Source organism: Candidatus Leptofilum sp. (assembly GCF_965223285.1).
Lineage (GTDB): Bacteria > Chloroflexota > Anaerolineae > Promineifilales > Promineifilaceae > Leptofilum.
Map to the genome: position 1 here is coordinate 5,734,559 of NZ_OZ244997.1, position 25,369 is coordinate 5,759,927.

The 25,369-nt window shown below is 51.7% G+C and carries 26 protein-coding genes; 17 read left to right on the top strand and 9 right to left on the bottom strand.

What is annotated here, in order from left to right:
- Nucleotides 1-68: 68 nt before the first annotated feature.
- Genes ACOQPU_RS25700 through mnhG form a run of 8 tightly spaced genes read left to right on the top strand, consistent with a single transcriptional unit; the run spans nucleotide 69 to nucleotide 6,369 of the window.
- A complete protein-coding gene (locus ACOQPU_RS25700; RefSeq protein WP_420642684.1) occupies nucleotides 69-542 on the top strand; it encodes a CBS domain-containing protein in 474 nt (157 codons plus the stop codon).
- Entirely contained in the window at nucleotides 535-2,946 is a 2,412-nt protein-coding gene (locus ACOQPU_RS25705; RefSeq protein ID WP_420642685.1) for a putative monovalent cation/H+ antiporter subunit A, read from the top strand. The genes ACOQPU_RS25700 and ACOQPU_RS25705 overlap by 8 nt, the downstream gene beginning before the upstream one ends.
- Nucleotides 2,947-3,384: a Na+/H+ antiporter subunit B gene (locus ACOQPU_RS25710; protein WP_420642686.1), complete on the top strand. Its 438-nt coding sequence runs from the start codon at nucleotides 2,947-2,949 to the stop codon at nucleotides 3,382-3,384.
- Nucleotides 3,384-3,734, top strand: a complete 351-nt coding sequence (locus tag ACOQPU_RS25715; protein ID WP_420642687.1) for a Na+/H+ antiporter subunit C — start codon at nucleotides 3,384-3,386, stop codon at nucleotides 3,732-3,734. Before ACOQPU_RS25710 ends, ACOQPU_RS25715 begins: the two co-directional genes overlap by 1 nt.
- The gene (locus tag ACOQPU_RS25720; RefSeq protein WP_420642688.1) at nucleotides 3,731-5,248 is read left to right on the top strand and encodes a Na+/H+ antiporter subunit D; all 1,518 of its coding nucleotides are present in this window, start codon (nucleotides 3,731-3,733) and stop codon (nucleotides 5,246-5,248) included. The genes ACOQPU_RS25715 and ACOQPU_RS25720 overlap by 4 nt, the downstream gene beginning before the upstream one ends.
- Nucleotides 5,248-5,715 (top strand): Na+/H+ antiporter subunit E, encoded by a 468-nt coding sequence (locus tag ACOQPU_RS25725; protein WP_420642689.1) that lies wholly within the window; start codon nucleotides 5,248-5,250, stop codon nucleotides 5,713-5,715. The genes ACOQPU_RS25720 and ACOQPU_RS25725 overlap by 1 nt, the downstream gene beginning before the upstream one ends.
- Nucleotides 5,712-5,972 (top strand): monovalent cation/H+ antiporter complex subunit F, encoded by a 261-nt coding sequence (locus ACOQPU_RS25730; RefSeq protein ID WP_420642690.1) that lies wholly within the window; start codon nucleotides 5,712-5,714, stop codon nucleotides 5,970-5,972. The genes ACOQPU_RS25725 and ACOQPU_RS25730 overlap by 4 nt, the downstream gene beginning before the upstream one ends.
- 25 nt (nucleotides 5,973-5,997) lie before the next feature.
- Complete coding sequence (gene mnhG / locus ACOQPU_RS25735; RefSeq protein ID WP_420642691.1) at nucleotides 5,998-6,369, top strand: monovalent cation/H(+) antiporter subunit G; 372 nt, start codon at nucleotides 5,998-6,000, stop codon at nucleotides 6,367-6,369.
- 10 nt (nucleotides 6,370-6,379) lie between these two features.
- Here the strand turns inward: mnhG and ACOQPU_RS25740 are convergent, their stop codons facing one another.
- The 3 genes from ACOQPU_RS25740 to ACOQPU_RS25750 all read right to left on the bottom strand — a co-directional run bounded on the left by ACOQPU_RS25740 (nucleotide 6,380) and on the right by ACOQPU_RS25750 (nucleotide 9,654).
- Nucleotides 6,380-7,372: an NAD(P)/FAD-dependent oxidoreductase gene (locus tag ACOQPU_RS25740; protein WP_420642692.1), complete on the bottom strand. Its 993-nt coding sequence runs from the start codon at nucleotides 7,370-7,372 to the stop codon at nucleotides 6,380-6,382.
- A 326-nt stretch (nucleotides 7,373-7,698) separates the two neighbouring features.
- Nucleotides 7,699-8,283 (bottom strand): hypothetical protein, encoded by a 585-nt coding sequence (locus tag ACOQPU_RS25745; protein ID WP_420642693.1) that lies wholly within the window; start codon nucleotides 8,281-8,283, stop codon nucleotides 7,699-7,701.
- Nucleotides 8,284-8,310: 27 nt separating this feature from the next.
- A complete protein-coding gene (locus ACOQPU_RS25750; RefSeq protein ID WP_420642694.1) occupies nucleotides 8,311-9,654 on the bottom strand; it encodes a 3-oxoacid CoA-transferase in 1,344 nt (447 codons plus the stop codon).
- Nucleotides 9,655-9,855: 201 nt separating this feature from the next.
- On the opposite strand from ACOQPU_RS25750, the gene ACOQPU_RS25755 reads away from it, so the two are divergent.
- From ACOQPU_RS25755 to ACOQPU_RS25780, 6 genes are all read left to right on the top strand, one after another.
- Entirely contained in the window at nucleotides 9,856-11,613 is a 1,758-nt protein-coding gene (locus ACOQPU_RS25755) for an aldehyde ferredoxin oxidoreductase C-terminal domain-containing protein (protein WP_420642695.1), read from the top strand.
- Nucleotides 11,614-11,667: 54 nt separating this feature from the next.
- A complete protein-coding gene (locus ACOQPU_RS25760) occupies nucleotides 11,668-12,033 on the top strand; it encodes an ATP-dependent Clp protease adaptor ClpS (protein WP_420642696.1) in 366 nt (121 codons plus the stop codon).
- 111 nt (nucleotides 12,034-12,144) lie between these two features.
- Entirely contained in the window at nucleotides 12,145-13,473 is a 1,329-nt protein-coding gene (locus ACOQPU_RS25765; RefSeq protein ID WP_420642697.1) for an acetyl ornithine aminotransferase family protein, read from the top strand.
- 88 nt (nucleotides 13,474-13,561) lie between these two features.
- Nucleotides 13,562-14,470, top strand: a complete 909-nt coding sequence (locus ACOQPU_RS25770) for a dihydrodipicolinate synthase family protein (RefSeq protein WP_420642698.1) — start codon at nucleotides 13,562-13,564, stop codon at nucleotides 14,468-14,470.
- A gap of 4 nt (nucleotides 14,471-14,474) precedes the next feature.
- A complete protein-coding gene (locus ACOQPU_RS25775) occupies nucleotides 14,475-15,164 on the top strand; it encodes an HAD family hydrolase (RefSeq protein ID WP_420642699.1) in 690 nt (229 codons plus the stop codon).
- Between the two features lie 21 nt (nucleotides 15,165-15,185).
- On the top strand, nucleotides 15,186-15,467 hold the full coding sequence (locus ACOQPU_RS25780) for a hypothetical protein (RefSeq protein ID WP_420642700.1): 282 nt from the start codon (nucleotides 15,186-15,188) through the stop codon (nucleotides 15,465-15,467).
- Here ACOQPU_RS25780 and ACOQPU_RS25785 read toward each other — a convergent pair.
- Complete coding sequence (locus ACOQPU_RS25785) at nucleotides 15,464-16,720, bottom strand: glucose-1-phosphate adenylyltransferase (RefSeq protein WP_420642701.1); 1,257 nt, start codon at nucleotides 16,718-16,720, stop codon at nucleotides 15,464-15,466. The genes ACOQPU_RS25780 and ACOQPU_RS25785 overlap by 4 nt on opposite strands.
- A gap of 387 nt (nucleotides 16,721-17,107) precedes the next feature.
- Between ACOQPU_RS25785 and tatA the strand changes: the two genes are divergently transcribed.
- The 3 genes from tatA to tatC are packed head-to-tail and all read left to right on the top strand — an operon-like array spanning nucleotide 17,108 to nucleotide 18,586.
- A complete protein-coding gene (gene tatA / locus ACOQPU_RS25790; protein WP_420642702.1) occupies nucleotides 17,108-17,290 on the top strand; it encodes a twin-arginine translocase TatA/TatE family subunit in 183 nt (60 codons plus the stop codon).
- 22 nt (nucleotides 17,291-17,312) lie between these two features.
- Entirely contained in the window at nucleotides 17,313-17,798 is a 486-nt protein-coding gene (locus ACOQPU_RS25795) for a twin-arginine translocase TatA/TatE family subunit (RefSeq protein ID WP_420642703.1), read from the top strand.
- A complete protein-coding gene (gene tatC / locus ACOQPU_RS25800; protein WP_420642704.1) occupies nucleotides 17,798-18,586 on the top strand; it encodes a twin-arginine translocase subunit TatC in 789 nt (262 codons plus the stop codon). The genes ACOQPU_RS25795 and tatC overlap by 1 nt, the downstream gene beginning before the upstream one ends.
- A gap of 13 nt (nucleotides 18,587-18,599) precedes the next feature.
- Here the strand turns inward: tatC and ACOQPU_RS25805 are convergent, their stop codons facing one another.
- The 5 genes from ACOQPU_RS25805 to ACOQPU_RS25825 form a co-directional block, all read right to left on the bottom strand.
- A complete protein-coding gene (locus ACOQPU_RS25805) occupies nucleotides 18,600-19,223 on the bottom strand; it encodes a rhomboid family intramembrane serine protease (RefSeq protein ID WP_420642705.1) in 624 nt (207 codons plus the stop codon).
- A 108-nt stretch (nucleotides 19,224-19,331) separates the two neighbouring features.
- Nucleotides 19,332-20,681: a LysM peptidoglycan-binding domain-containing protein gene (locus ACOQPU_RS25810; RefSeq protein WP_420642706.1), complete on the bottom strand. Its 1,350-nt coding sequence runs from the start codon at nucleotides 20,679-20,681 to the stop codon at nucleotides 19,332-19,334.
- Nucleotides 20,682-20,901: 220 nt separating this feature from the next.
- Entirely contained in the window at nucleotides 20,902-22,683 is a 1,782-nt protein-coding gene (locus tag ACOQPU_RS25815; protein WP_420642707.1) for an AMP-dependent synthetase/ligase, read from the bottom strand.
- A gap of 399 nt (nucleotides 22,684-23,082) precedes the next feature.
- On the bottom strand, nucleotides 23,083-23,793 hold the full coding sequence (locus tag ACOQPU_RS25820; RefSeq protein WP_420642708.1) for a CDP-alcohol phosphatidyltransferase family protein: 711 nt from the start codon (nucleotides 23,791-23,793) through the stop codon (nucleotides 23,083-23,085).
- Nucleotides 23,794-24,065: 272 nt separating this feature from the next.
- Complete coding sequence (locus ACOQPU_RS25825; protein WP_420642709.1) at nucleotides 24,066-25,337, bottom strand: thiolase family protein; 1,272 nt, start codon at nucleotides 25,335-25,337, stop codon at nucleotides 24,066-24,068.
- Nucleotides 25,338-25,369: the final 32 nt, after the last annotated feature.

A 25,369-nucleotide genomic window follows, 5' to 3' on the forward strand; every position in this document is an offset into this window, starting at 1 on the left:
AACGACGCTCTGCTGTTAAAATTTTCATTAGATTCGACAAAGAACCATGCAAAGTGAAGAAGGAACTCATGAATCAATTACCCGTTACCGTAATCAGTGAAAACAGCCCGCAGCGTGCGCTGAGAGTGACGCCAGAAACCGAACTGGCCGAGATTTTGGAGCATCTGCTAACAGAAGAGGCACCGAAATCGGTATTTCTGCTTGATGCGCAGGGCGGTTTGGCTGGCATTGTTAATCTAAAGGAGCTACTTATTTGGGGCTGGCTGCATTTGGGCTTGCTTAAAACCCCTTTTGCCCTATCAGAACGCAAGCTGCGGCGGCTGGCGCGGGCGCAAACGGCCGCTGATCTCCGTATTCCCAACAGCCAGGATATGAGCATCTCGCAGCAGTCCACTGTGGCCGAAGCGATGGACACTTTGCTGGTTTCTAATTTGAATGTGGTGGCTGTGGTGGATGAAAACGGCCGTGTCGTCAACGATCTGCATTTGGAAGATTTACTCGCTTACGCCATGCGCCAATCCAGAGAAACTAGCGATGGTTAACCCCGTCGTGGCCAGAGGGTTGATTCTGGCCTTGCTCTCTGGCTTTATCCTCTCCCTGTTTGTTCCCTGGCTACACCGGCTGCTACGCCAGACCACTGGCTGGGTTCTAGCCTTGCTGCCATTAAGCCTGTTTGCTTATTTTCTCAGCTTGGTAGGCCCAGTTGCCAGTGGCCATATGGTGGTGGCGCAGCTCAGTTGGGTGCCTAGTCTGGACATTAATCTAACGTTTGTGGTGGATGGCTGGGGCTTGTGTCTGGCGTTGGTCGTAAGCGGCATGGGCGCATTGGTGATTATTTATGCCAGCAGCTATCTAAAAAACCATCCAGCAATAGGCCGTTTTTACACCTTCATTCTCATTTTTATGGCCTCCATGCTGGTGCTGGTGCTGGCAGACAACGTCTTCCTCATGTACATTGCCTGGGAACTGACGTCGCTTTCCTCATTCTTCCTGATTGGTTTTTACCACGAAAAAGAAAGCTCACAGAAGGCGGCGTTGCAGGCGTTGCTGGTAACCGGGCTGGGTGGCTTGCTGATGCTGGCAGGATTGATCTGGGCGACGGCCGTTGCTGGCAGCAGCTCCTTCCAAGAAATACAGGCCAATCAGGAACTGCTTTTACAAAGCTCTGGCTTTGTTCCCATTCTGATTTTGATTTTGCTAGGCGCATTTACAAAATCGGCTCAATTCCCATTCCACTTTTGGCTGCCCAACGCGATGGCTGGCCCTGCCCCGGTTAGCACTTACCTACACTCCGCTACAATGGTGAAGGCGGGCGTTTACCTGCTGGGCCGCCTTCAGCCAACGCTAGGCGACAGCGGTGAGTGGTTTTACGTAGTCACGATTATTGGGGCAATAACGGCCCTGCTGGGCGCGTGGCTCTCCTGGCAAAAGACGGATTTGAAAGAGATTCTAGCTTACTCGACGATCAGTGCGTTGGGGACGCTGGTGCTGCTGTTGGGAATTGGCACGGAGTTAGCGTTGGAAACGGCCGTTCTCTTCCTGCTTATTCACGCCCTGTACAAAGGGGGGCTGTTCATGGCGGCAGGCATCATCGACCATGAAACCGGAACGCGCGACGTGCGCCAGCTTGGCGGTTTGCGCCGCAAAATGCCCTGGACGTTTGCCGGGGTTCTGCTGGCCGCTGGCTCGATGGCTGGGCTACCGCCATTTCTAGGGTTCATTGGCAAAGAGCTCATGTACGAGACAACGTTAGAGCTACCGCTGTATGCCCTCCTGCTGACCGGTGTGCTGCTATTGACGAATATTTTGATGGTGACAGCGGCGTTGATTTTGCTGGTACGGCCGTTTTTTGGTGACCTGAAAGAAGCGCAACCCCATCACAAAACACCTTTGAATATGTGGCTGGGGCCACTGGTTTTGGGGGTGCTGGCACTATTGCTGGGTCTGTTTGCCAGTAGCGACGCCATCAGCGGTGCGTTGGTTTCCCCAGCCGTGTCGGCGTTGATGGGCAGTGAGAAGCATTTGCATTTGGCACTGTGGCACGGGCTGACGCCAATGCTGGGTTTGAGCCTGTTGACCTGGCTAGGGGGCATTGGTTTATTTGCTGTGCATGAGCGGTTGCGGCCAGGTGTAGTGGGATGGGATACGGCCGTTCAGCCCATCGGGCCAGAAAAATGGTATGGTTGGTTGCTCGACGGCACGTTGGGCCTGGCTAGCTGGTTCACAGAGAAGTTCCAAAATGGCAAGCTGCGTTACTACCTGCTCTACGTCATAATCACCACCTTGCTATTTGTGGGCGGCACCCTGGGCTTCCGTACCAACATCCCCTGGGAGACGTTGAACCTGACGCCGCTGCGCTTACCAGAAATGATTTTGGCAGTGGTGCTTTTGGCGGCGGTGGCTTTGGTGGTGCGGGTGGAGTCTCGCTTAACGGCCGTTGCGGGCCTGGGCGTGGTGGGGTACAGCATTGCCGTCTACTACATTCTGTTTAGTGCCCCCGATTTGGCGATGACCCAGTTTGCCATCGAAACATTAACCGTTATTTTGTTCGTGCTGGTGCTGTACCGCCTGCCCCGTTTTGAACAATTTAGCTCGCGGCGCACGCACCTGCGGGATGCCGTCATGGCCGGTTTTGTGGGTCTCCTAATGGCGGGGCTGACCCTGATGGCGCAGGTGGTTCATTTGGTGGGCGCGTCGGAACTCACAGACTTCTTCATTCGCAGCACGGAGCCGCTGGCCAAGGGACATAATATCGTGAACGTCATTTTGGTTGATTTTCGCGGCCTCGACACGATGGTGGAAATCACGGTGCTTTCTGTAGCGGCGATTGGCGTGTACGCACTGCTAAAATCACGTACGTTGTACCTGGCGCGAGATGGCGAAACGGCCGTTTCCCAACCAGTCCAGCCCCCAAACCCTGAATTAACCCAAGAGGAGGATGTCTAAATGCGCTCCTTGATTTTAACGACGGCAACCCGCTACCTGTTGCCACTCATTTTGCTCTTTTCAGTCTTTATCCTATTTCGCGGCCATCATGATCCGGGGGGGGGCTTTATTGCCGGGTTGGTCGCCTCGGCTGCATTTGCCCTGTACGGCTTTGCCAATGGCATGCCAGAAGCGCGACGGATACTACTGTTTGATCCCTTAAAGCTGATTGGGGTAGGGTTGCTCATGGCCGTTTCCAGTGGCCTCATATCACCTATTTTGTTGGGACGGCCGTTCATGACCTCTGTTTGGGGTGAGCAAGAATATGCCGCCCTCGGCAAGCTCGGCACGCCACTGCTGTTCGATATTGGCGTGTACGTTACGGTGATAGGCGTGACCCTGCTCATTATTTTGACCCTGGCTGAGGAAGACAGCGGTCAGAAAGAGGAAAGTTACTAATGGAAATTGTAATGGCACTGATCGTCGGCACGCTGTATGCCGCTGGCGTTTACATGATCCGGCGGCGCAGCCTTGTCAAATTGATCATTGGTTTGGCCCTAATTGGTCATGCCTCCAATATGCTCATCTTTTCGATGGGCGATTTGGTGCGCGGCAATGCCCCACTGCTGCACGAAGGTGTAGACATCGCTACGATTGCCGACCCTTTGCCCCAGGCACTCATCCTGACGGCCATTGTGATTGGCTTTGGTGCCCAAGCGTTTGCCATTGTGCTCATCCGGCGGGTTTACCAACGGATTGGCACAGATGATATGGACAAAATTACGTCTACGGATCGCACTAATCTATGATACCGATCAAATTTTTGCTGCTGCTGCCTATCCTGGTGCCATTTCTAACGGCGATCTTTTGCGTCCTGAACTGGCATCGGCGTCAGGTGCAGCGAACATTAAGCATAGTTGGGTCGCTGCTGTTGCTGCTGGTTACTGGCTTGCTGTTTAGCCAGGTTAGGCAGTTAGGCCCCCAAGCGGTACAAATCGGCAGTTGGCAAGCACCTTTTGGCATTACCCTCTATGCTGATTTGTTTACGGCAATCATGCTAACGCTGGCTGCGCTGATGGGCCTGGTGGTAGGACTGTATTCACTGGCCAACATTGATGAGATTCGGCAGCGGTTGGGATTTTATTCACTTTACCAGATTTTACTCATGGGTGTGTCTGGCTCCTTTTTGGCTGGCGACGTTTTTAATCTCTACGTTTGGTTTGAGGTAATGTTGATTGCCTCATTTGTGCTGCTGGCACTGGGCAGCGAACGGCAGCAGTTGGAAGGAGCGATTAAATACGTGACGCTAAATTTGATGGCCTCGGCGATTTTCCTGGCTGCGGCGGGTATTCTGTACGGCGTAGCGGGGTCGCTGAATATGGCGGATTTGGCAATGCGGCTGCGCACGGCTCCGCCCGGCGTGGTGACCACTTTGGCCATGATGTTTTTGGTGGCGTTTGGCATTAAGGCAGCTTTGTTCCCCCTGTTTAGCTGGCTACCGGCTGCGTACCACACCCCGCCCACGGCCGTTTCTGCCATTTTTGCCGGTCTACTAACCAAAGTGGGCGTGTATGCCATCATCCGTGTGTTTACGCTGCTGTTTGTGCATGATCAGGCCTACACCAATCTCATTTTGCTCATTTTGGCAGGGTTAACAATGGTGACGGGCGTGCTGGGGGCGGCGTCGCAAAATCATTACAGGCGCATCTTATCTTTCCATATTTCCAGCCAGATTGGGTATATGGTGATGGGCTTGGCCTTATTCACGCCACTGGCACTAGCTGGTGCCATCTTTTACATCATTCACCACATCATTGTTAAGACCAATCTCTTTTTAATTAGCGGTATTACCAACTGGGTGAGCTGCACTTATGAGTTGAAGAAGCTCGGCGGGCTTTATGTGCGGTTGCCGCTGCTGGCTGGGCTATTTTTGGTTTCTGCGCTGTCGCTGGCAGGCATTCCGCCGCTGTCTGGCTTTTGGGCCAAATTCACGCTGATAAAGGCGGGGTTAGAAGTAGAGTCATATGCGATTGTGTTTACGGCATTGGCTGTGAGCTTACTGACGCTCTACTCGATGATCAAGATTTGGACGCAAGCGTATTGGAAGCGACCACCAGAGGAAAAAGAACGGCCGTTTCCACCCAACGGTTCAGGCTGGGTGCTGCGCTTTATCCCGGTGGTGTTGCTGGCTGCCTGTACCATCACCATCGGGCTAGGGGCTGAATATTTCCTGGGGATTGCCATGACGGCCGCTGAGCAGTTGCTGAATCCTGCGCTTTATGTGCAAACGGTGCTTGGCCAAACGGTAGGAGGGCTGCCTTAATGTTTTTACTCAATTTGCTGCTGGCCATCGTTTGGGTGGCGCTGACCGGGCTGTATGAGGCAGGCAACTTTGCAATGGGCTTCATTTTGGCGTTTTTAGTACTGCGCCTGACTCAACATTCAGCAGCGGCCGTTCGCTATGGCGTTCGGGTGCGCTTGCTCATCTTCTTTATTGGCTACTTTTTGCGGGAACTGGTCGTTTCCAGCCTGCGCGTCGTTGTATTGGTGCTGTCACGTCGCCCTGCCATGCAGCCAGCCATCATAGCCATTCCGCTGGATGTGAAATCTGATGCGGCCATTACGCTGCTGGGTAACCTCATTACGCTCACCCCCGGCACGCTCACGCTCGATGTCTCCACTGATCACAGCACCATGTATGTTCACGCTATTGACGTGCGGGATGTGGAAGCGTTTCGGGCAGGCATCAAAAACGGATTTGAACGGCGCATTTTGGAGCTGTCCATATGAACCTATTGATTGGCTACACAGGCTTAACGTTTTTAATGATCACGGTGGCTCTGGCGTTTTGGCGAATGCGCCAGGGACCAAGCCTGCCAGATCGGGTTGTGGCTTTGGATTTGCTGATGACGGTGGGGATTGCGGTAACGGCCGTTTACGCCATGATTATGAATGAGCCGCTAATTATGGATGTGGCCACCGTGTTGGCACTCATCTCTTTTCTGGGGACGATTGCCTTTGCCTACTACGTGGATTTAAGAGAATAACTCATGTTACGGAAGGAGTAATTTGATGGGTGAAATTTTTGGCACGATTTTGATGCTGCTGGGCGTGTTCCTAATTGTGGTAGCGGGCATTGGCTTGGTGCGCTTGCCAGATTTGTATTTGCGGATGTCGGCGGCTACCAAAGCAGCCACGCTTGGCTTAGGGCTAATTTTGTTGGGGGCAGTTACCTTTTTTGGCGAATTGGGTGTTGCCAGCCGAGCCATTGCCACCATCGTGTTTGTCTTGTTAACCGCGCCAGTTTCAGCGCATATGATTGGCCGGGCGGCGTACACCAACGGCGTACCGCTGTGGGAAGGCACCAAGCTGGATGAGCTAGAGGGTCGGTATGACGAACCCGCCAATGTGCTGCACAGCGCCGAAGCCAGCCAGGAGAGCTAATTTTACGATTTTACGCTGAATTATTGAGTAGAGCTTTGGCGGCGGCCAGGCCAGAGAGGGCCGCACCTTCCACACGGGGGCCGTTGAAAGCATCACCGGCAAAGGCCAGTGGGGGTAAGCTATCGGCCAAAAGGGTGTGCTCTGTGTATAGCTTAGTAGGCAGCGCATAACGCCATTTGTGAATGTGATGGGCTTTGACGACGGCCGTTTTGCTGAGAAACGGCCGTAACTCCCGCAAAAATATCCCCACCAACTCATTTTTAGGTGCTTCATACCACAACTGGCTCATTGCTGGATTAACATGCGCAGTTAAGATTTTGGCCTCTGGCGAGATGCCTTTGCGCTGGTTGTCGGCCAGCCAACTAAGGGTGGCTTCTGGTCGCTGTAAACCACCCGGCTCTGGCAGCGAAACGTTCCCCTCTACCCAAAACATACCGGAAAGACAAGGCGCATAGCTGATCTTTTCCAGTGCGGCGCGATCTGCTGCCGCAAGTGGCACGTTGCCAGCGTCCAGTAGGGCCAGCGATTGCGGCACAGGCGGAGCGAGGAGGAGGGCGTGGGCTTGGATGGTACGGCCGTTTGCAACCTCCACTTCCCAACCATCCCCAGTCAGACGAATTTGGGTGAGCCTGGTTTGGTTGTGCAGGGTGAGATTGGCGGCTAGATGTTTGGCAACGGCCGTCATCCCCCCAGCAATCGCGTAGCGCGGAAATCCATCTTCCTGATTGGTAGCCACCGCCGAGCCATCGGCCCAGCCTCGCGACCATTCATAAACCAGCCCCGCCTGCTGCCATTCATCTACAAACTGTTGAAACCGTGGCTCCCGCACGGTGAAAAATTGCGCCCCGTAATCGCCACGCCCCGGACCCAGCCGCCACGTTGCTAACCGTCCTCCAACGCCCCGTGCCTTTTCCACTACCAGCACCGATTTCCCGGTTTCTTGCAGCGAATTTGCCGCCACTAGGCCGGCTAATCCTGCACCAACTATCAAGACATCAACCATTCTGTTTCTTCCTTAAATGAGTTTGTACGGAGCATGGGCCCCTAAAACATTGGTAAAGGAATTCCGAAATCTCCATATAAAATTATGTATAACGAGAAGAGAACAGAGATGGACATGAGAATAATTAGGAAAATTATAATCCATTTTAATTTCGTATTGAGCCATTTGTCACTATATGCGATTATTAAGAGGATGATAGCTGTTTCCGCAATAGCGAATACCCATCTGAAAACTAAATGTAAAAGCAATAATGATTCTAAAAGAGCCATTTTATCTCTGTACCCGGTCACAGCGTGAACCTGAAGACACGCCTACAGCAAGAGGGATTAATCTAAGGGGCGAAAGCTAGCTGCAATTGCGTTAAAATCTTCTAAATAATTGTCAAACTCAGTTTCCTTGGCTTGAAGCGTTATGATTATCATGTCGTTTTCACGAGCAAGATAGATATTTTCATACATCGCCTCTCCTAAACTGTAGCGTTCCCTAAAGACGGTCTTTCCCCTAATAACCATTTCTTCTGAATTAACCAACTCGTAATTTGGTTCAATACCTCGTCGGGCTAAATTTGCTGCAGAAACATCAATTTGGAGATTTCCCCATTCAATCACCTCTTCCAAGGTGGGCTCAGATGCCAATTTATGTTCAACACTTATTTCAAAAATATCTCTAAAAGAGCGATAAATTCTTAATTTTACATCGTCTTCGCCTTTAAATCCTGACTCGTCATAGATCTGCGCATTCCACTTTGTCGGGTAATCTACTGAAAAGCCATACTGAAGATTTGTAATGGTTTTCCACTCCCCATCCGATCGAACTACTGGCCAAAAGCCTGATAAAAAACTATAGGCAATGAACCAAACTAAAACAAAAAAGAGCAGCGTGCGCCATGAAACTCGCATTTGCTTAACCATGCTTGTCCCTTTCAGACTGGTAACTGATTACTGGCTTTTGTAGAAAACGGCCGTCGTCTTCCCCTCAACTTCCTCCAAAGTAGCCCCCGGCATCAGTTCTAGCAGTGTCAGCTTGCCATCTTCAAAACCAAAGACCGCCAAATCGGTGATGATCATGTCCACTGCGCCGAGTGCAGTGAGCGGCAAGGTGCATTCCGGCACGATTTTGGCCGCGCCGTCTCGACTGGCGTGGGTCATCGTGATGATGAGCTTTTTAGCCCCTGAGGCCAAATCCATTGCCCCACCAACGCCCAGCAGCGGCTTGCCCGGCACCGCCCAATTGGCCAAATTGCCTGCCTCATCCACCTGCAAGCCGCCCATGATGGCCACATCCACATGCCCGCCGCGAATCATGGCAAAGGAGTCGGCACTGTCGAAGTAGCTGCTGCCGGGCAGTGCCGTCACTGGAATTTTGCCCGCGTTCACCGGATAATCCAGCGCGCCACCTGCTTCTGGTGCGGGGCCAACGCCCAACATCCCATTTTCTGTGTGCAAAATGATGCCGTGCTCTGGCGTGATGAGATCGGCCACCAGCGTGGGAATGCCAACGCCCAGGTTGACCACATCCCCCGCTTTTAGCTCTTGCAGGGCGCGGCGAGCCATGTTCATCCGCGCTTCGCTCACCTTTTTGGCACCGCCGCTGATGGAGGCGGAGCTGCCTAAATCTTCCAGCGTGGTGTGGGCCTGCACCAAAAAATCGACGTAGCAGCCGGGGGTGTGAATCTCGTTGGGATCGAGCGCACCCAGCGGCACAATCTCTTCGGCTTCTACGATGACCAACTTAGCAGCGGTGGCCATCGCCTTGTTAAAGTTTTGCTCCGTCATGCGGTAAACGAGGTTGCCTGCTTCGTCGGCGCGCCAGGCGCGAATAAGTGCCACGTCGCCGCGCAGTGCGGGCTGAAAGACGTGCTGCACGCCGTTGATTTCTTTGGTCTCTTTGCCTTCGGCAAGTACGGTTCCGGCTGAGGTGGGGGTGTAAAAGCCGCCGATGCCTGCTCCGGCCGCGCGCATCGCTTCGGCCAGCGAGCCTTGGGGGATTAGCTCCACCTCGATTGCTCCAGATTGGGCGGCGGCGACTGCTTCACGATTGCTGGTGAAGAAGGAGCCGATTGCTTTTACGATTTGCCCATTTCGCAGCAGTCGCCCTCCGCCGAGGCCCGGTTCGCCGACGTTGTTGGCGACATAGGTGAGGTCGCGTACGTCGGTCTCCGCCAGGGCGTGCAGCAGATGGACGGGATTGCCCGTCATGCCAAAGCCGCCAACGAGAATGGTATCGCCGTTTTTGATGTGGGAAACGGCCGTTTCTAGGGAGAATTGTGGTTTTTTATTCATGCCGGAATCTTATCACAATTTGGCTAAATATTTGGGATTTTTCACCATGCGATTGGCTGAAATTGGCGGGGGATGTGGTGGGGGAACGGCCGTTTTGTGTTAACCTTGTACAGACTCGTTAATCCAAACCTGACAGGTTTATAACCACCGTCTCCACAATGAATCATTTCGCAAACCTGTCAGGTTTCCATGAGGAAGCCCATGCGAAATTACCTGCAAATTCATCTGAATGACCAAACCGTGACCAGCCAGCCGATGGTAGGGGAACAGTTAGTAATGGCCGGGCGTTATCTCATCGCTAAAACGTTGGTAGAAGGCGGTGCAGCCACCGTTGACCCGCTGGGGCCAGACAATCCGCTCATTTTTTCGGCGGGGCCGTTTGCTGGCACTACCTTTTCCAATGCCAATCGGTTGAGCGTGGGTTGCAAAAGCCCGCTTACGGGCGGTATCAAGGAGGCGAACGCAGGTGGCACGTTGGCCTACGGCATGGGGCGGGTCGGCGTGGCCGGGTTTACCTTGCATGGGCAATCAGACGATTGGGTCGTGCTCCATTTTGATAAAGCGGGGCAGCTAACCTTCAACGACGGCACGCCGTACCTGGGCAAAAATAATAGTGAAACGGCCGATTTGCTTTACGAAAAGTTTGGCAAAAAGATTAGCTTTGCCCTATGCGGCCCGGTGGGAGAGTATCAAGGTTTGTTAGCGGGCATCACCATCAGCGACAGTGACGGGCGGGCTTCGCGGCTGGCTGCGCGGGGTGGCGTGGGGGCAGTGATGGGCAACAAGAAGGTAAAGGCGATTGTGGTTGAGCTGCACAAGATGCCCAATTTGCATGACCGCAAAAAGACGCTGGAATCGGTGCGTACGTACGCGAAATGGATTAATGAAGACCCTTCCATCCAAAACGGATACAAGCCTGTCGGCACGATGGGGATGGCAGATTACACCAATCACGTGGGCGGCATTCCGGTGAATAATTTTACGCTAGGCGCACAGGTGGACGATTCTGAAGAGACGTTCAAGATGGGCGGGACGTACATCACCGAGCTAAATAATTCACGCGGGGGGAACCATTCTCACGCCTGTATGCCCGGTTGCACCATCCAGTGCAGCAATGTGTACGTGGATGCCGACGGCAACGAGATTACCTCGCCGGTGGAGTACGAGACGTTGGCGTTGCTGGGGACTAACTGTGGCCTTCGTGATCCGGATCACCTTGCCGAAATGAACCAATATTGCAATGAACTGGGCATCGACACCATTGAAACCGGGGCGATGATCGCGGTACTGATGGATGCAGGGCTGGCCAAGTTTGGCGATCTGGATTTTATGCGACGGGTCTTTTTGGAATTGAAGGCGGGGTCGGAGAACGGCCGTCTCTGGGCGCAAGGCACGGCACGGGTGGGGGAACATTACGGTATCCACCGCGTTCCGGTCATCAAGAAGCAGGCCATCTCTGCTTATGATCCCCGTGCTATCGAGGTGACGGGCATTTCCATGATGACCACAGCGCAGGGTGCGGATCACACAGCAGGCAATGTGCCCAAAGTGAATTCGCGTAGCAAAAATCTGGATGAGCTAAAGCGACTCAGCTTAGAGGCGCAGATTGGGTGTGCGGCCGTCGATTCGATTGGCTTGTGCATTTTTGGGCGGTCTGTGACCAACCCCAACGTTGAATTTTTGGCGAAGGCGGTAAATGCGGCCGTTGGCACCGAGTTAGATCCCACGTTTTTCCAAAAGATTGGCAGAGCCACGCTGAGGCTGGAGCGCGAGTTTAACTTGGCAGCAGGGTTTGTTGAGGAAGATGACAATCTGCCAGACTTTTTCTACGATGAGCCGCTGCCGCCATCCAATCGGGCGGCTCGCTTCCGTGCGCCAGAGGTGCATCACATTTATGACCAGTTGGATGAGGTGGGGGTTCAGGGTGTGCCGGATGAGTACGGCCGTGTAAATGATTAAGGGCCGTGCATCTTCATGGCTGGCGAACCGCTTTGAGGTAAAATCGGGCGCGGTATGAGTCTTGAGAAGTCCAATCCCCTAATCAATAATTCATCTGGCTTTCCGAGCATCACGGCTGAGGCAGATTGGGATTTGGATACCAATCTGGAGCAACTGACCAATGAAGATCAGGAAGATTTGGCCAGAGTGCTTATCCACAATGATGATGTAACGCCAATGGATTTTGTGGTAGTCATTTTGCAGCGCATTTTTCAGCTTTCCCCACTGGAAGCCGAGCATGTCATGATTACGGCCCACTTTAACGGGCTGGCGTTGGTGGCTACGCTGCCAATCAGCGAGGCCAAAAAGCGGGTGGGGAAAGCCTATTTTGCGGCTCAATTGGAGGGATATCCCCTCATGTTTTCCATTGAGTTAATTTAATTTGCCACAGAGGACACAGAGATTTGTGAGAATTTAATTTCCACACCTCACGCTTCTCTCTTTCTCATCAGGCGCATATTTGGTTACAAGTCTAATTTTTTCGGAGGCAATATGAAGTTTAGCATGGCTGGTGCTGGTCCGGTGGGTCAGAAATTAATTAAGCGAGACATCAATGTGCTGTCACCGTCTTATGCTCGCGAATACGCGCTGGTCGTAGATAAGGCGGAAGGGTCAGAAGTTTGGGACGTAGACGGCCGTCGCTACGTTGATTTTATGGCAGGCGTTGCGGTGCTAAACGTGGGGCATCGCCATCCGCATGTAGTGGAAGCGGTAAAAGAGCAGATTGACAAATTTTGGCATGTTTGCCTGGCCGACTTTTATTATCCGCAAGCGGTTGAGCTAGGTGAAAAGTTACAGCAAATTGCCCCGATGGACGGCCGTTCCCGCGTTTACTTTGGCAATTCAGGCACCGAAGCTGTAGAAGCCGCTATTAAACTGGCAATGTACAAAACAGGCCGCACCCGCTTCATTGGCTTTTTTGGCGCGTTTCATGGCCGTACCCTGGGTTCCCTCTCATTTACCGCCAGTAAGTCGGTGCAGCGCGCCAACTATTTGCCCGGGGTGAAGGTGTACCATTTGCCATTCCCCAATGCGTACCGCCCAGTTTTGGTGCAGCAAGCGGATGAAAGCTACGGTGACACCGTCATTGATTATCTGGAAGATTTAGTGTTTCGCACCACACTATCGCCGGAGGATGTAGCGGCCGTTTTAGTAGAGCCGATTCAGGGCGAGGGTGGCTACATTGTGCCTGCTCCTGGCTTCTTTAGCCGCCTGCGCGAACTGTGCGACCGGCATGGTATTTTGCTGATTGTAGACGAAATTCAAAGCGGCGTGGGTCGCACGGGCAAATGGTGGGCCATTGAGCATGAAGAGGTGCAGCCAGACATTGTTTGCTTTGCCAAAGGTGTGGGCAGCGGGATGCCAATTGGCGGCATCATTGCTCCAGAGGCGATTATGGATTGGAAGCCGGGATCGCACGGTAGCACCTTTGGTGGCAATCCAGTAGCAGCCATTTCTGCCCTGACCACGCTACAAGTCATCGAAGAAGAGAATCTGCTGGCAAAGGCAGATGAGACGGGCCAATACATTATGGATGCGCTGGTAGAGATGGCTGGGCGGCATCCCAGCCTGGGAGACGTGCGCGGACGTGGCTTGATGATTGGCATGGAGTTTGTGAAGGACCGAGAGACGAAGGAGCGGGCGGTGAAGCTGCGGGATCATCTGATTCAGCACGCTTTTGAGAACGGTTTATTGCTCATTCCGTGCGGCACCAATTCGATTCGCATTACGCCGCCCCTAAATATCCCACATAAATTGGTTGAGGAGGGTCTGCACATTTTTGAAGCGGCGTTAACCGACGCCGAGGCAAAATGCCTCTAAAATAGGAGCCTATCTAGACTTTTGAAGTTTTCCACCAGAATGATGCTGCGTTTAGAGGTAAAAATTTCAAAAGTCTCCAGAAATTAGTATGAAAGACAAAATCGCACGATTAAAAGCGTTATTACACGGCGGGGTAGCACCTGCCTTGGCAACACCAATTTTGGCAGATGGGGTGTCGGTGAACACGGCCGTATTGCCCCAACTTATCAACTTTTTGCTCGATGCGGGGGTAAGTGGTCTGTTTGTGGGTGGCACCACCGGGGAAGGCGTGTTGTTGAGTGATGCCGAGCGGATGCGGCTGCATGAAACGGCCGTCTCAGTGGTAGACGGCCGCGTGCCAGTAATCCTACACACAGGAACCAACCAACTTGAATCGACTCTAGCTTTGTGCCGCCATGCTGAACAAATTGGCGCAGACGCGGTGGCGGTGGTTACGCCGTACTTTTATAAAATGAATGATGATGGCTTGGCAGCTTATTACCATCAGGTGGCGGTCAGCGCTCCCAGCCTGCCGCTCATGCTGTACGATATTCCCCAACTGGCTGTCAATGGCATCACACCGAGCTTGCTGGCGCGGTTGGGTGCGGAAATTCCATCGTTGCTGGGCATCAAATCCAGCCGACCGGATGCTCAGATTGTGCGGCAATTGCTGGATGCGGCTCCGCCACAGTTGCTGTTTTTGGCAGGCAACGAAGCGGCTGCCTTAGGCATGTTGGCCCTGGGCGCGGATGGCTTGATTAGTGGGTTGAGTACGGCCGTTCCTGAACCATTTATTGCCCTTACACAAGCGTTTTTTAACGGTGAGATTGTCGAAGCCCAGCAGCACCAGCGGCACATTAACCGCCTGCTAGCCCAACTGCCAGCAGGCGCGCGCATCGGGGCCATTAAGCAGACTTTAGCTGGACGCGGCATAGAGATGGGAACGGCCGTTCCCCCGCGCCCCATGCCCAGAGAAGATATTTGGCTGAGAATACGGCCGTTGCTGGAAACCGCCTAATTTCATGAAAAAATTACTCCTGTTTGACATTGACGGCACACTCATCCGCAGTAACGGGGCGGGGCGATTGACGCTAGCCTATGCGTTAGAAACGCTGTACGGTACCTGTGGCCCCCTGGATAGCTACAACATGAGCGGCAAGACAGACCCACGCATCATCACGGATTTGCTAACGGCCGTGGGCATACCCGCCAAAGAGATCGAACAAAAGCTGCCCGCCATTTATGAGTTGATGGTTGAGCACGGCCAAAAAATCTTTTGGGAAAAAGAGATGGCTCCGTGTCCAGGCATAGAGGCGCTTTTAAATCAGTTGACGGCCAGAGATGATTTGCTGTTGGGTTTGCTCACTGGCAACGCCCAGCTAACTGCCCCGCTGAAGCTAACGGCCGCTGGCCTCGACCCGCTTCTGTTTAAAGTTGGGGCTTACGGGTCTGATGCGCTAGATAGAAATGAATTGCCAGCCATCGGCATGGCCCGAGCCAATCAGTTGACGGGGGGCAATTTCAATGGTAACAATACAATCATTATTGGCGACACTCCGGCAGACATTTTATGTGCGCGGGCTGGAAGAGCAACGGCCGTTGCTGTAGCCAGCGGTTGGCACGCCGCATCAACATTGGCCGAATACCATCCAGATCACCTGTTCGATAATCTTGCAGATACTGACCAGGTACTAGATGTGATTCTTGGGTAACTTTATGATGGAGGGAAACTCGTGGAGAAAAAAGAGATTACCAAACTTAGCCTTCACGCTGCCAAACCAACAATCTTCAAAATAAGCCTGCTGCATGAGTGGGTTGTCTGGCAGTTCCCCAAAAAAGACCCAAATGCCACGGGATTTTGCGGTGCAGCCCATCCGCCGCTAGAACAACACGGCTGGTTCCCCGCAATTGTGCGACCTGAAAAAAATGAAGTTCATATTTACGGCCATGTTCTAGAGACATATGAGTCTCCAGAAAAAGCTGCCGATTTTTTCGCCGCTCCCCCAAAAAGTTAGATTACTGTACCGTCTGGAATAACGGCATTTTTAGGCACAATGACGATGCCATCTGTTGCAACCCAATTCGGCCCTTCCCCATCTGGTCTGTCTGGGATATTGCGAATCACTACGTTGCGCCCGATACGTGCATTTTTGTCAACAATAGCACCTGCAATCGAACTGCCTTCGCCAATACCCACGTCCGGAATTCCTTTGGTTGCATTTTCCTGCAGCATCGCTTCCGATTCGTAATAATCCGCCCCCATGATGATGGTTGCTTCAATTCTGGTATTGGCTTTGACAATGCTGCGTAAGCCGATGACGGCATTGCTAATGTTTGATTTGGAAATGCGGCAGCCATCGGTGAGTAGAACATCGTCTAAACTGGCACCATTGATTTCAGAGGCAGGCAAGAAGCGTGCTCGGGTATAAATTGGTGCTTTGGCACTGTAAAAATCGAATGGTGCATCGGCGGAGGCCATGTCCAGGTTGACCTGGTAAAAACGTTGAATGGTTCCAATATCTTCCCAGTACCCTTCAAAAATGAATCCTTTCAAATGACAGGACTCCATTGCTTGCGGCAAGACATCCCGACCAAAATCGTTTCCATCGCCATCAAGTAGTTCAAACAGCATATCGGTATTGAACACGTAAATGCCCATCGAGGCCATGAACGACCGTTCCGCACCGGGCCAGCTTGCCATCACATCCAGCTCTGCGTCTGTCTTGGGCTTCTCCTTAAACTCAACTACGTTTTTCTCGCCATCCAGCTTCAAGATACCCAGGCCTGGAGCCGCATCGCGGCCAACAGGCTGTACTGCTACCGTGACATCTGCGTTTGTTTCAACGTGTTGCTCAACAAACTTGCGGTAATCCATGCGATACAAATGATCGCCAGCCAGTATGAGCGTATATTTGGCTCCTGCCTGCTTAATTTCGATGGCTTGCTTGCGGACGGCATCGGCCGTGCCCTGGTACCAATCTACACTGGTTGGCTTTTGTTCTGCAGCCAGGATTTGAACCCAACCGGGCGAAAAAACATCTCGATTGTAGGTGCGGTGAATATGCCTATGAAGTGATACGGAGTTGAACTGGGTGAGAATTGCAATTTTTTCGATGCCAGCATGAAGGCAGTTGCTCATGGGAATGTCAATAAGGCGATATTTGCCTGCGAGCGGCACAGCGGGTTTGGCACGCTCTTTTGTTAATGGGTACAAGCGAGTTCCTGCGCCGCCGCCCAAAATTAGACCAAGCACATCTTGCATTTGCATGTAGATTTCCCCTTTGGTTTCATTAACGACATTTGTAGGTACTTTGTTCAGGTTCCCCGTACACAATTAAAACAGAGAAATGGCTTTTCGACCAATAACAAAATTTAATGAACAGATGCGTAGAGCTACTGCGTTTTGCTTATTCTCTGTTATAATTTTGCTGCTGCTAAACAATTGCATTGGCAAATGCAAATGATAGATAAAAGCCTTATTAATCTTGACTCTATTGCAACTTTTGGGCTTTTGTCAGGTAGTAATGTGTAAAAGCTAGATATTTTGAATGAGTGCGACCCTTCATTTGGCTTTTACTTGAGCAAACCGAAAAGAAATCGCCCTTTGGTTTTCAAGATAATTTCTATGGTTTTCATAGAAAGGAGATTTTCATTCATGGCAGGTTTAGGTGTTCCCGAACTTCTGATTATTTTGGCAGTTGTGCTGCTTGTTTTTGGTGTCGGCCGCATTAGCCGTATTGGTTCCGAACTAGGCAAAGGTATTAGTGCCTTTCGCGAGGGCGTGCGTGAAGGCAGCCAAGAAGATGACGAGAAAGACACCTCGGAAATTGAGGCATAAGTTGTCGGCGAGTTGACGTTTTATGGACAGCTTTTTTGGTATTGGCTTTCCGGAACTAATTCTCATTCTAATTGTTGCGGGCATCGTCATGGGGCCGGAGCGCATTGGGCAGGCTGCGCGTTGGCTGGGCCGTACCACTGCTCAAATGCAAAAAATTTCGCGCGGGTTTATGCGCCAGCTCAACCATGAGTTAGATAATTCTGGGGACGGGGAAGCCTTACGAGAAACAATGCAAGAGCTGCAACAGCTTCGTAAGGAGCTAACAGATTTGCGCGGTGAAATCACTCAGGCCACTTCTGAAACAACTCAGGCCGGAAAACAGGCATTTGCGGATATTAATAACAGCATTCAACTGCCAAATTTGATGCCCTCCCCGACAGTTAAGGGCGTTTCCAATGGCAAGCCCACATCTACTCCGGAGCAAAATGAAACCGTGGTAGATGATGAGCAAGAAACGGCCGTACCCCACCTACCCTCCCTTCTCGATGTGCCGGACGATCCTGAATAATGGCCAAAGCAAACTCCCCCTCAGATACCCTGATCGATGAAGGACTAGAGGCTGGCAGCCTGACGCTGCTTGGTCACTTAAATGAGCTGCGGATTCGGTTAACGTATGTTGCTGTGGCGTTGCTGGTTACCACTGCATTCAGTTTTGCTTTTGCGGAACCCGTGCTGCAATTTTTGTTGGGGCCATACGCGCAGAGCATTGAAGGGATTGTAGAGTTACAAACATTAGAGCCAACCGAAGGGATTGAAACGTTTTTCAGAATCTCTTTGCTCTCTGGAGCAATATTTTCCATGCCCGTGATTTTGTACCAGTTTTGGCAATTTATTGTTCCGGGACTCACGCGCAACGAAAAGCGGTACGTTTTTATCTTTTTGCCCAGTGCCCTCATTTTATTTGCACTAGGAATTTTGTTTGCCTGGTTTGTGCTTATTCCAGCGGCCATCTTCTTTTTAGCGGGTTTTTTGAGCACTATCTTTAAACCGGAATGGACGCCGACTGGATACATTGGGTTTGTGCTGCGTATGTTATTTTGGATTGGCATTGCCTTTGAAATGCCGGTGATTATCTACTTTGTTGCCCGTGTAGGGGTCGTTACAGCCAAAGCATTACGTGAACAGTGGCGTTTTGCCGTGGTGGGGATTGCTGTTTTGGCGGCCATCATTACTCCTTCAATTGATCCCGTAACTATGCTGTTAACGATGGCACCCTTGCTGATACTTTACGTGCTCAGCATTGGTTTGGCCGTGGTAGGGCAAAGACAATTTGAACGATCAGTAGCAATTGAGTAGCTGTTCAGTGAATTTATGAGGAAATTGGATCGTGTACGTTAATATTGAGTCCATTTTGCCGCTGACTTAGTACGTAGGCAGCAACGCCCCCGCCGATAAACCCAAACAAATGTGTCTGCCAGGAAATACCGCCCCCTTGTGGCAGCACCCCCCAAATAATGCCGCTATAAAGCAGTAAAACAACCAGGGCGATGAGGGTGGCTCGGCAGCTACGTTCAAAGTAAGCAGCCAGCAGCAAGAAGCCAAAGTAACCAAAAATAAGGCCGCTAGCCCCTAGATGTACAGAGAGCCGAGGCCCGATCAGCCAGGCTCCCAAACCGCCAATTAGCGTGACGATAAATGTTATCAGGAAGAAGTCGCGTAGGCGGCGGGAGAGCATTACGATGCTGCCCAAGATGAGCAGCGGGCCTGTATTGGCAATGAGATGGCGAAAACCGCCGTGCAAGAATGGTGCCCACAATATTCCCAAAAGCCCATCCAGACTGCGCGGGCGAACGCCAAAACCATCGAGCGATCCGCCAAAGACAAGTTGATCAATGCCTTCAATGAGCCACAGCATTAGGACAAAGCCGCCAACAATGGAAAGCGGGGTTTTGAGCTGTTGCCACAGGTCGGTCTGGGTTCCTGTTTCTTGCATGGGATTCCTTACATGATGCTATTTCTAGACAATGTGTCGCTGCACGGCCGTATCGGGCTTATTTCTCCACCATACGCTATTTGGCTGGATTGGTTGCGGACTTAAACATTAGATAAGTTCGCTGCGCAACACGATGATTGTGCCTAGACCAACAGCCAACAAGCCCACAGCTACCCAGACGATGACACGGCCGTATCCCATACCATCATCCGCACTCGCATTGGTTGTATTGGGGGTTTCCACTACTGTTTCTCCACTTGTTCCTGGAACGGCCGTTGCTGAAGAAAGGCTCAGTTGGGTAGAAACGGCCGTTGCCAGTGGCGTAGCCGTGTGGGTAGGGCTTGGGGCAGTTGGGGTTGCTGACTGTGGCGTGGCTGTGGGTGGCATAGTGGGTAGCGGTGTTGTCGGCAGCTGCCGCACCAAAAGCTGATCGCCTGGTTGCAAGATAGCGTTTTGGTCAATATTGTTGAATGTGAGCAGTTCGTCCAATGTTAGGCCGTAACTGAAAGCAATTTCCCACAGCGTTTGCCCCCTGCGCACCGAATGGTACAAGATGGGCGTAGGTGTAGGTGGCGGTACCTCGTTGGGGGCCAGGCGCACCCGAATTTGCTCTCCCGGCTGCAAGACCGCATCCTCTGGCAAGCCGTTTAGCCACAAAATATCTCCCAGCTTCACGCTGTACTGCACGGCGATGGACCAAAGCGACTGCCCCTCTAGCACCGTGTGCATGGTTGGGGGTGTTGGCGTGGGCGGCGGTGCCTGACCGTCTGCCAGCCGAATCGTTATTTGGTCGCCTGGATTTACAATAGCGTCAGGCGGCAGGCTATTAAACAGCAACAAATCAGAAAGACGAATGTCATAATGAGCAGCCAGCGACCACAGTGCTTGCCCCTCCTGCACCACATGGACAATTGAGCCATCCTCTTTTGGTTGTGCCAGGGTAATGGGGGTAATAAACAGGGGCGCAGGGCTTGTGTCTGCGGCTGGTGGGGGCGGGGCATCGGAAGGTTGGCCAACAACCAGCACGTAGAAATTCTCGTTGCCGTTGGTGGCAAAGCCAGTGCCAGCATCCTGGTAGCGGCTGGTGATGAGGGTATTGTAATGCACAGGGCTGTTAATCCACCAATTGAGTCCGCGTGCGGCTGTCATGCCTGTGCCACCTACAATGTTTTCACTAACGCGCCCAACATACCCAACAGCGGCGGCACGGCTTTGGGGAGTGGAACCACCAAAGCCAGTGTGACTGGTAAAGATGTTGTTGGCCGCCATGAAGTTTGCTTGATCTTGTGCGGCCGCTGCCAGAGCATTGCTATATTGAAATGGGACAAGCCCATTGTTATTACGAAACTGGTTCACTTCCTGAAAAATAGCGGAGGCGGTTTGTGCTTGTACGGCCGTTGCTTCCCCCACCAGCAAGAACAGGCAAAATAGAACCACAACGATTGTTTTTCTAGCCATGCCAGAACTATATCAACCGAAACGGCCGTTATCAAACTAAGATGGTTAGAAAACAGTCAGTTTAACCCAACCCTAACGCCGCCTACAAACATTTTTTGGCCAGAAAAAAGCCTGAAACAAACCATCATCTTGATGCTAGTCGGTAGCTGGTTGATTGCTGTGATGGCTCAGGTGCAGATATCCATGTGGCCGGTACCGTTCACAGGGCAAACCTTTTCTTTTATCCTTTATACATTGCCTCAATTTCGTTGGCAAAATTTTCGTTAATGATGCGACGCTTAATTTTCATCGTCGGTGTCAACTCACCATCTTCAATGGTAAAGTCACGCGGTAGCACGCGGAAATTCCGTACATGCTCCACCCGAGCAAATAGCTTGTTCACCTTCTCGTCAATCTCTTTCTGCAAATGATCTATCAACTTTGGATGTTCATGCAGCGTCTGCCCTTCCAAATTATTCGCTTGGGCAAATTGTGTGGCTGCATCGGGGTCAAGTGTCAGCAAGGCCGTTAAAAAGCGGCGGCGTTCACCAATAACCACGGCTTGCGACACCAAATCCAGATTCTTCAAAGCGGCCTCAATGTTCTTTGGTGCAATGTTTTTACCACCAGAGGTGATGATGATTTCTTTCTTGCGACCGATAATTTTCAAGTAGCTATCCTCATCAAATTCACCCAGGTCACCGGAATGCAGCCAACCATCTATCAAATCTGAGGCTGTCGCCGCTTCATTCTTGTAATAGCCCAGAAACACATTCGGCCCCTTCATCAAAATTTCTCCATCTGGCCCTAACTTGACGTCTGATCCAGGCCATGCTTGGCCGACGGTTCCCACTTTGTTGGCACCAGGCAAATTGGTTGATGTTGGGCCGCTCCCTTCAGATTGACCATAAAGTTCTACAATTGGTAAATCCAGACTGCTAAGGTAGCGCAAAATTTCTGGGGCAATTGGAGCAGCCGCGGTTATGAGAATACGTGCCTCTGTTAGGCCAAGACCTTCTTTAACTTTCGAAAAGACCAATTTGCTAGCTAGATTGTGCTGAAATGAGAGCAAGCCACCTGGTTGTTGCCCTCGGTTACGGACGTTAGCTACCCTGTCGCCAACATCTTGTGCCCACTCTGCAATTTTGGCGCGGACACCGGTGGATTGGGACAGCGTTGCCGCTATACCTGCCTGGAACCGCTCAAAAATGCGGGGGACGCCAAAGAAGACGGTTGGCTTAACCTCTTTTAGATTGTCGTTGAGATGATCTTGGGGGTGATATTGGGCGAAGTAAACCTGGTATGCTGCGGTAATTGCCGCATGAATGCTAAACATTTGCTCGGCGATATGCGAAAGTGGCAGGTAGGAAATGGTGCGGTCTGATGGCACCAAATGGATCAAGTTTTGTGCGTTTTGGGCGGTGGCAGCCAAATTTTTATGGGAAAGCATGACACCTTTTGGTGGGCCAGTGGTTCCAGAGGTGTAAATAAGGGTGGCAAGCTGCTCTAATTCCAAGGCTTCCATGCGGGCGTCCACAACACTCTCATCAACCTCATCACCTTTGGCCATAAAGCCTTCCCAGGTGTGGGTCATATCATCATCAACTTCGGTGCCACGCATGAGAACAATGTGCTTGAGGCAAGCAATATCATCCCGCACCGAGGCGATCTTGTCCCATTGCCCTTGATTTTCTACTAAAATCACGCTCGATTCTGAGTTCTCGACGATATATTTACACTCTTCCGGAGAGTTGGTTGTGTAGATGCCAGCGGGCGCACCACCCACCATCATAGAGGCAAGATCAAAAATTACCCATTCTGGGCGATTGAACCCCAGAATGGTAACGTTTTGGCCTGCTTCTACCCCGAGGGCAACCAGCGCACGGGCAGCTTGGCGCACCTGGTTGGTGTACTCCTTCCAAGAGGTCGGTACCCATGCATTGCCAATCTTTTCGTAATATGCGGGCGCGTTGGGGCGTTTACGGCCGTTTTCATGCAGCCTGTGGAGAATCGTGTCTGTCATCAAATGCCTCCTCTTTAAGACATTCACTGACCGCTTGTAGACCCAAATTCATCATACAAATATGATGTCTTGTGCAGGGGCACATTGCTGAGATGTTGGGACTTAGTCAGTATATAAATTTGCACAATAAGTTTTGGGGTCAAGTAAACCAGAAAAAGGTTGAAAATGACAATCTTGCAAATCTCTAGCTTACTCATGCAAAAGCAGGGGCACCAACTTTCCAAATTTCCAGGATTTTCCTGCTTTTACATAACTCTCTTTTCTTCTCTCATTTTTTATCATAACTGCGCATGTTCCGCAATGATTTTCTGGTTTGTTTTACTTTTTGGGTAACCTTGGGGAAACAAAAAGCCCAACGTTTCTGTTGGGCCGATTGTTTGTATGTACAACAAAACCTTGTTACCGCACCATCATGTACAGGCTGAGGCCAACGTAATATACAACGTAAAGAAGCGAAGCCCAGAGCATCCAGGGCTGAAACACAGGGTACTGTAGCCAAACCATCAAGCACAAAATGCCCCAGATAAATGTTAGAGACACTGTCAATTTTTGGAAGCGCACCATACGAGATGGGTATACATATTTGATTGGGACAAAAACCAGAACGGTGAGCGTGGCAATGACCCAAAAATTGATCCACGGATTGGCATCGAATATGAAGAGATAAAAAACCACCACATTCCAATAAGATGGGAACCCTTTGAAGGTATGGTCGTCTGTTTTGGCATCTGCTTGGCAAAACTGAAAGGCTGAAGCTAAAACGACCATAGCAATCCCGGCAATGGTGGTGCTGGCAGGTAGCAAATTGGCTTCGTATAGAAAAATAGCAGGCACAATCACATAGGTTTGGTAATCAATAATATTGTCCAGCAGCGCGCCATCAAAACCAGGTAGCAGCCCTTTTACCCTAAAGCGGCGAGCCAGCGTGCCATCCAGGCTGTCTACCAAGGCAGCAAGGCCTAGCCAAAAGAAGGCCGCTTGCCATTGGTGCTGCACAGTCGCCATAATAGCTAGCAATCCCCATAATGCCCCCGTTGCGGTGAAGAGATGAACGCCCCAAGCTAGCACTAACGGCCGTTCAACCTGTATGTTGAGATTCATTCGTGACATGATTATTCCTATGATGCTCTACTCAAAAAGATTGCTGAACTTTAAGGGATACCTGAATGTAAGTCAATAACCTTTAGGGGCAGACTTCAAAAGCCTTCTGGGCATTTTGTAATTACCCCAGTGACTATGACTTTTGAAGTCTAGCATACCTAATGTGCAACTTTCTTTTTTTCCAGAGAGGAGTTGGCATCCTCAAATGCCAACGGTCGCATTTGAGAATGCTCCCTCCTCTGGATGGGATGTAAAAGTTGCACATTGCGTTAGCATGTAAATTAAGGCAGCATTTCGATGATGGTGGCTTCCCCTTGCCCCACACCGACACAGAGCGTTGCCAGCCCGTAGCGCATCGCTTCGCCAGCCTCAGCTCGCCGTCTCATCTCATGCAGTAAGGTGGTAAGTATGCGCGCCCCGGAGCAGCCCAGCGGATGTCCCAAAGCAATGGCCCCCCCATTAACATTGGTAATTTCCTGGCTCAACCCAAGCTCGTTCAGGACGGCCAACGCCTGTACGGCAAAGGCTTCATTTAGCTCGGCCAAATCAATCGCATCCAAAGAAATATTGGCGCGCTGCAACGCTTTGCGCGTGGCGTGAATAGGGCCAAGTCCCATCACGCGGGGGTCCACGCCAGCCGCCCCAGAGGCTACCCAACGCGCCATTGGTTGCAAGCCTAACTCTTTGGCCTTGCTGGCAGACATGAGCAGCACGGCGCAGGCCCCGTCATTCAACCCGCTGGCGTTGCCAGCCGTGACGGTGCCTCCCTTGCGAAACGCAGGGCGCAGCTTGGCCAAAGTTTCCATGCTGGTTGCCAGTTCGTAGCCGTCGCTGGTTTTGTTGATACGGGGGTGTTCGTCAGTGTCTACCACAATGGGGTCTCCCTTTCGCTGTGGGATGGTGACGGGAACAATTTCGGCTTGGAAACGGCCGTTCACAATAGCCTCCCGCGCCCGCCGCTGACTCTCAAAGGCAAAGGCATCCTGCGCCTCGCGGCTAATTTCGCCACCTTCAATTTGCCCGGCGCAGCTCATCTCGAAGATGTTTTCGGCCGTTTGCCCCATTGCTTCCAGCGGAAAGAGTGCCTCCATCTTTGGGTTGGGGTAACGCCAGCCCAGCGTGGTGTCGTAGCCAGTTATGTTGCCAGATGGACCCCAGGCCCGTGAATTTTTGGGGAATGAGTACGGTGCCCGGCTCATGCTCTCTACACCCCCAGCAATAAACACATCGCCCTCGCCACATTTAATGGCTCGCGCCGCCTGGTTCACTGCGTTTAGCCCGCTGGCACACAGTCGATTGAAGGTGACGGCCGCCACCGATTCGGGCAGTCCGGCCAGCAGCGTGGCCATCCGCGCCACATTTCGGTTATCTTCCCCCGCCTGATTGGCGCAGCCAAAATAAACTTCCTCAACTTCGTGCGGATCAATACCCGTCCGCTCAACCAACGCCTTGATGATCAAGCCGGCCATATCATCTGGTCGAACGGCCGCTAGCGCCCCTGCATGGCGGCCAATTGGGGTTCTTACTGCATCAATAATGACAACATCGTTCATTTAAGTTTCTCCGTAAAAGTTTGACTTGTGCT

What these genes read in the sequence shown, in the direction of transcription:
- ACOQPU_RS25700 (WP_420642684.1), top strand. Translation starts at nt 69, where the DNA reads ATGAATCAATTACCCGTTACCGTAATCAGTGAAAACAGCCCGCAGCGT.
- ACOQPU_RS25705 (WP_420642685.1), top strand. Translation starts at nt 535, where the DNA reads ATGGTTAACCCCGTCGTGGCCAGAGGGTTGATTCTGGCCTTGCTCTCT.
- ACOQPU_RS25710 (WP_420642686.1), top strand. Translation starts at nt 2,947, where the DNA reads ATGCGCTCCTTGATTTTAACGACGGCAACCCGCTACCTGTTGCCACTC.
- ACOQPU_RS25715 (WP_420642687.1), top strand. Translation starts at nt 3,384, where the DNA reads ATGGAAATTGTAATGGCACTGATCGTCGGCACGCTGTATGCCGCTGGC.
- ACOQPU_RS25720 (WP_420642688.1), top strand. Translation starts at nt 3,731, where the DNA reads ATGATACCGATCAAATTTTTGCTGCTGCTGCCTATCCTGGTGCCATTT.
- ACOQPU_RS25725 (WP_420642689.1), top strand. Translation starts at nt 5,248, where the DNA reads ATGTTTTTACTCAATTTGCTGCTGGCCATCGTTTGGGTGGCGCTGACC.
- ACOQPU_RS25730 (WP_420642690.1), top strand. Translation starts at nt 5,712, where the DNA reads ATGAACCTATTGATTGGCTACACAGGCTTAACGTTTTTAATGATCACG.
- mnhG (WP_420642691.1), top strand. Translation starts at nt 5,998, where the DNA reads ATGGGTGAAATTTTTGGCACGATTTTGATGCTGCTGGGCGTGTTCCTA.
- ACOQPU_RS25740 (WP_420642692.1), bottom strand. Translation starts at nt 7,372, where the DNA reads ATGGTTGATGTCTTGATAGTTGGTGCAGGATTAGCCGGCCTAGTGGCG.
- ACOQPU_RS25745 (WP_420642693.1), bottom strand. Translation starts at nt 8,283, where the DNA reads ATGGTTAAGCAAATGCGAGTTTCATGGCGCACGCTGCTCTTTTTTGTT.
- ACOQPU_RS25750 (WP_420642694.1), bottom strand. Translation starts at nt 9,654, where the DNA reads ATGAATAAAAAACCACAATTCTCCCTAGAAACGGCCGTTTCCCACATC.
- ACOQPU_RS25755 (WP_420642695.1), top strand. Translation starts at nt 9,856, where the DNA reads ATGCGAAATTACCTGCAAATTCATCTGAATGACCAAACCGTGACCAGC.
- ACOQPU_RS25760 (WP_420642696.1), top strand. Translation starts at nt 11,668, where the DNA reads ATGAGTCTTGAGAAGTCCAATCCCCTAATCAATAATTCATCTGGCTTT.
- ACOQPU_RS25765 (WP_420642697.1), top strand. Translation starts at nt 12,145, where the DNA reads ATGAAGTTTAGCATGGCTGGTGCTGGTCCGGTGGGTCAGAAATTAATT.
- ACOQPU_RS25770 (WP_420642698.1), top strand. Translation starts at nt 13,562, where the DNA reads ATGAAAGACAAAATCGCACGATTAAAAGCGTTATTACACGGCGGGGTA.
- ACOQPU_RS25775 (WP_420642699.1), top strand. Translation starts at nt 14,475, where the DNA reads ATGAAAAAATTACTCCTGTTTGACATTGACGGCACACTCATCCGCAGT.
- ACOQPU_RS25785 (WP_420642701.1), bottom strand. Translation starts at nt 16,720, where the DNA reads ATGCAAATGCAAGATGTGCTTGGTCTAATTTTGGGCGGCGGCGCAGGA.
- tatA (WP_420642702.1), top strand. Translation starts at nt 17,108, where the DNA reads ATGGCAGGTTTAGGTGTTCCCGAACTTCTGATTATTTTGGCAGTTGTG.
- ACOQPU_RS25795 (WP_420642703.1), top strand. Translation starts at nt 17,313, where the DNA reads ATGGACAGCTTTTTTGGTATTGGCTTTCCGGAACTAATTCTCATTCTA.
- tatC (WP_420642704.1), top strand. Translation starts at nt 17,798, where the DNA reads ATGGCCAAAGCAAACTCCCCCTCAGATACCCTGATCGATGAAGGACTA.
- ACOQPU_RS25805 (WP_420642705.1), bottom strand. Translation starts at nt 19,223, where the DNA reads ATGCAAGAAACAGGAACCCAGACCGACCTGTGGCAACAGCTCAAAACC.
- ACOQPU_RS25810 (WP_420642706.1), bottom strand. Translation starts at nt 20,681, where the DNA reads ATGGCTAGAAAAACAATCGTTGTGGTTCTATTTTGCCTGTTCTTGCTG.
- ACOQPU_RS25815 (WP_420642707.1), bottom strand. Translation starts at nt 22,683, where the DNA reads ATGACAGACACGATTCTCCACAGGCTGCATGAAAACGGCCGTAAACGC.
- ACOQPU_RS25820 (WP_420642708.1), bottom strand. Translation starts at nt 23,793, where the DNA reads ATGTCACGAATGAATCTCAACATACAGGTTGAACGGCCGTTAGTGCTA.
- ACOQPU_RS25825 (WP_420642709.1), bottom strand. Translation starts at nt 25,337, where the DNA reads ATGAACGATGTTGTCATTATTGATGCAGTAAGAACCCCAATTGGCCGC.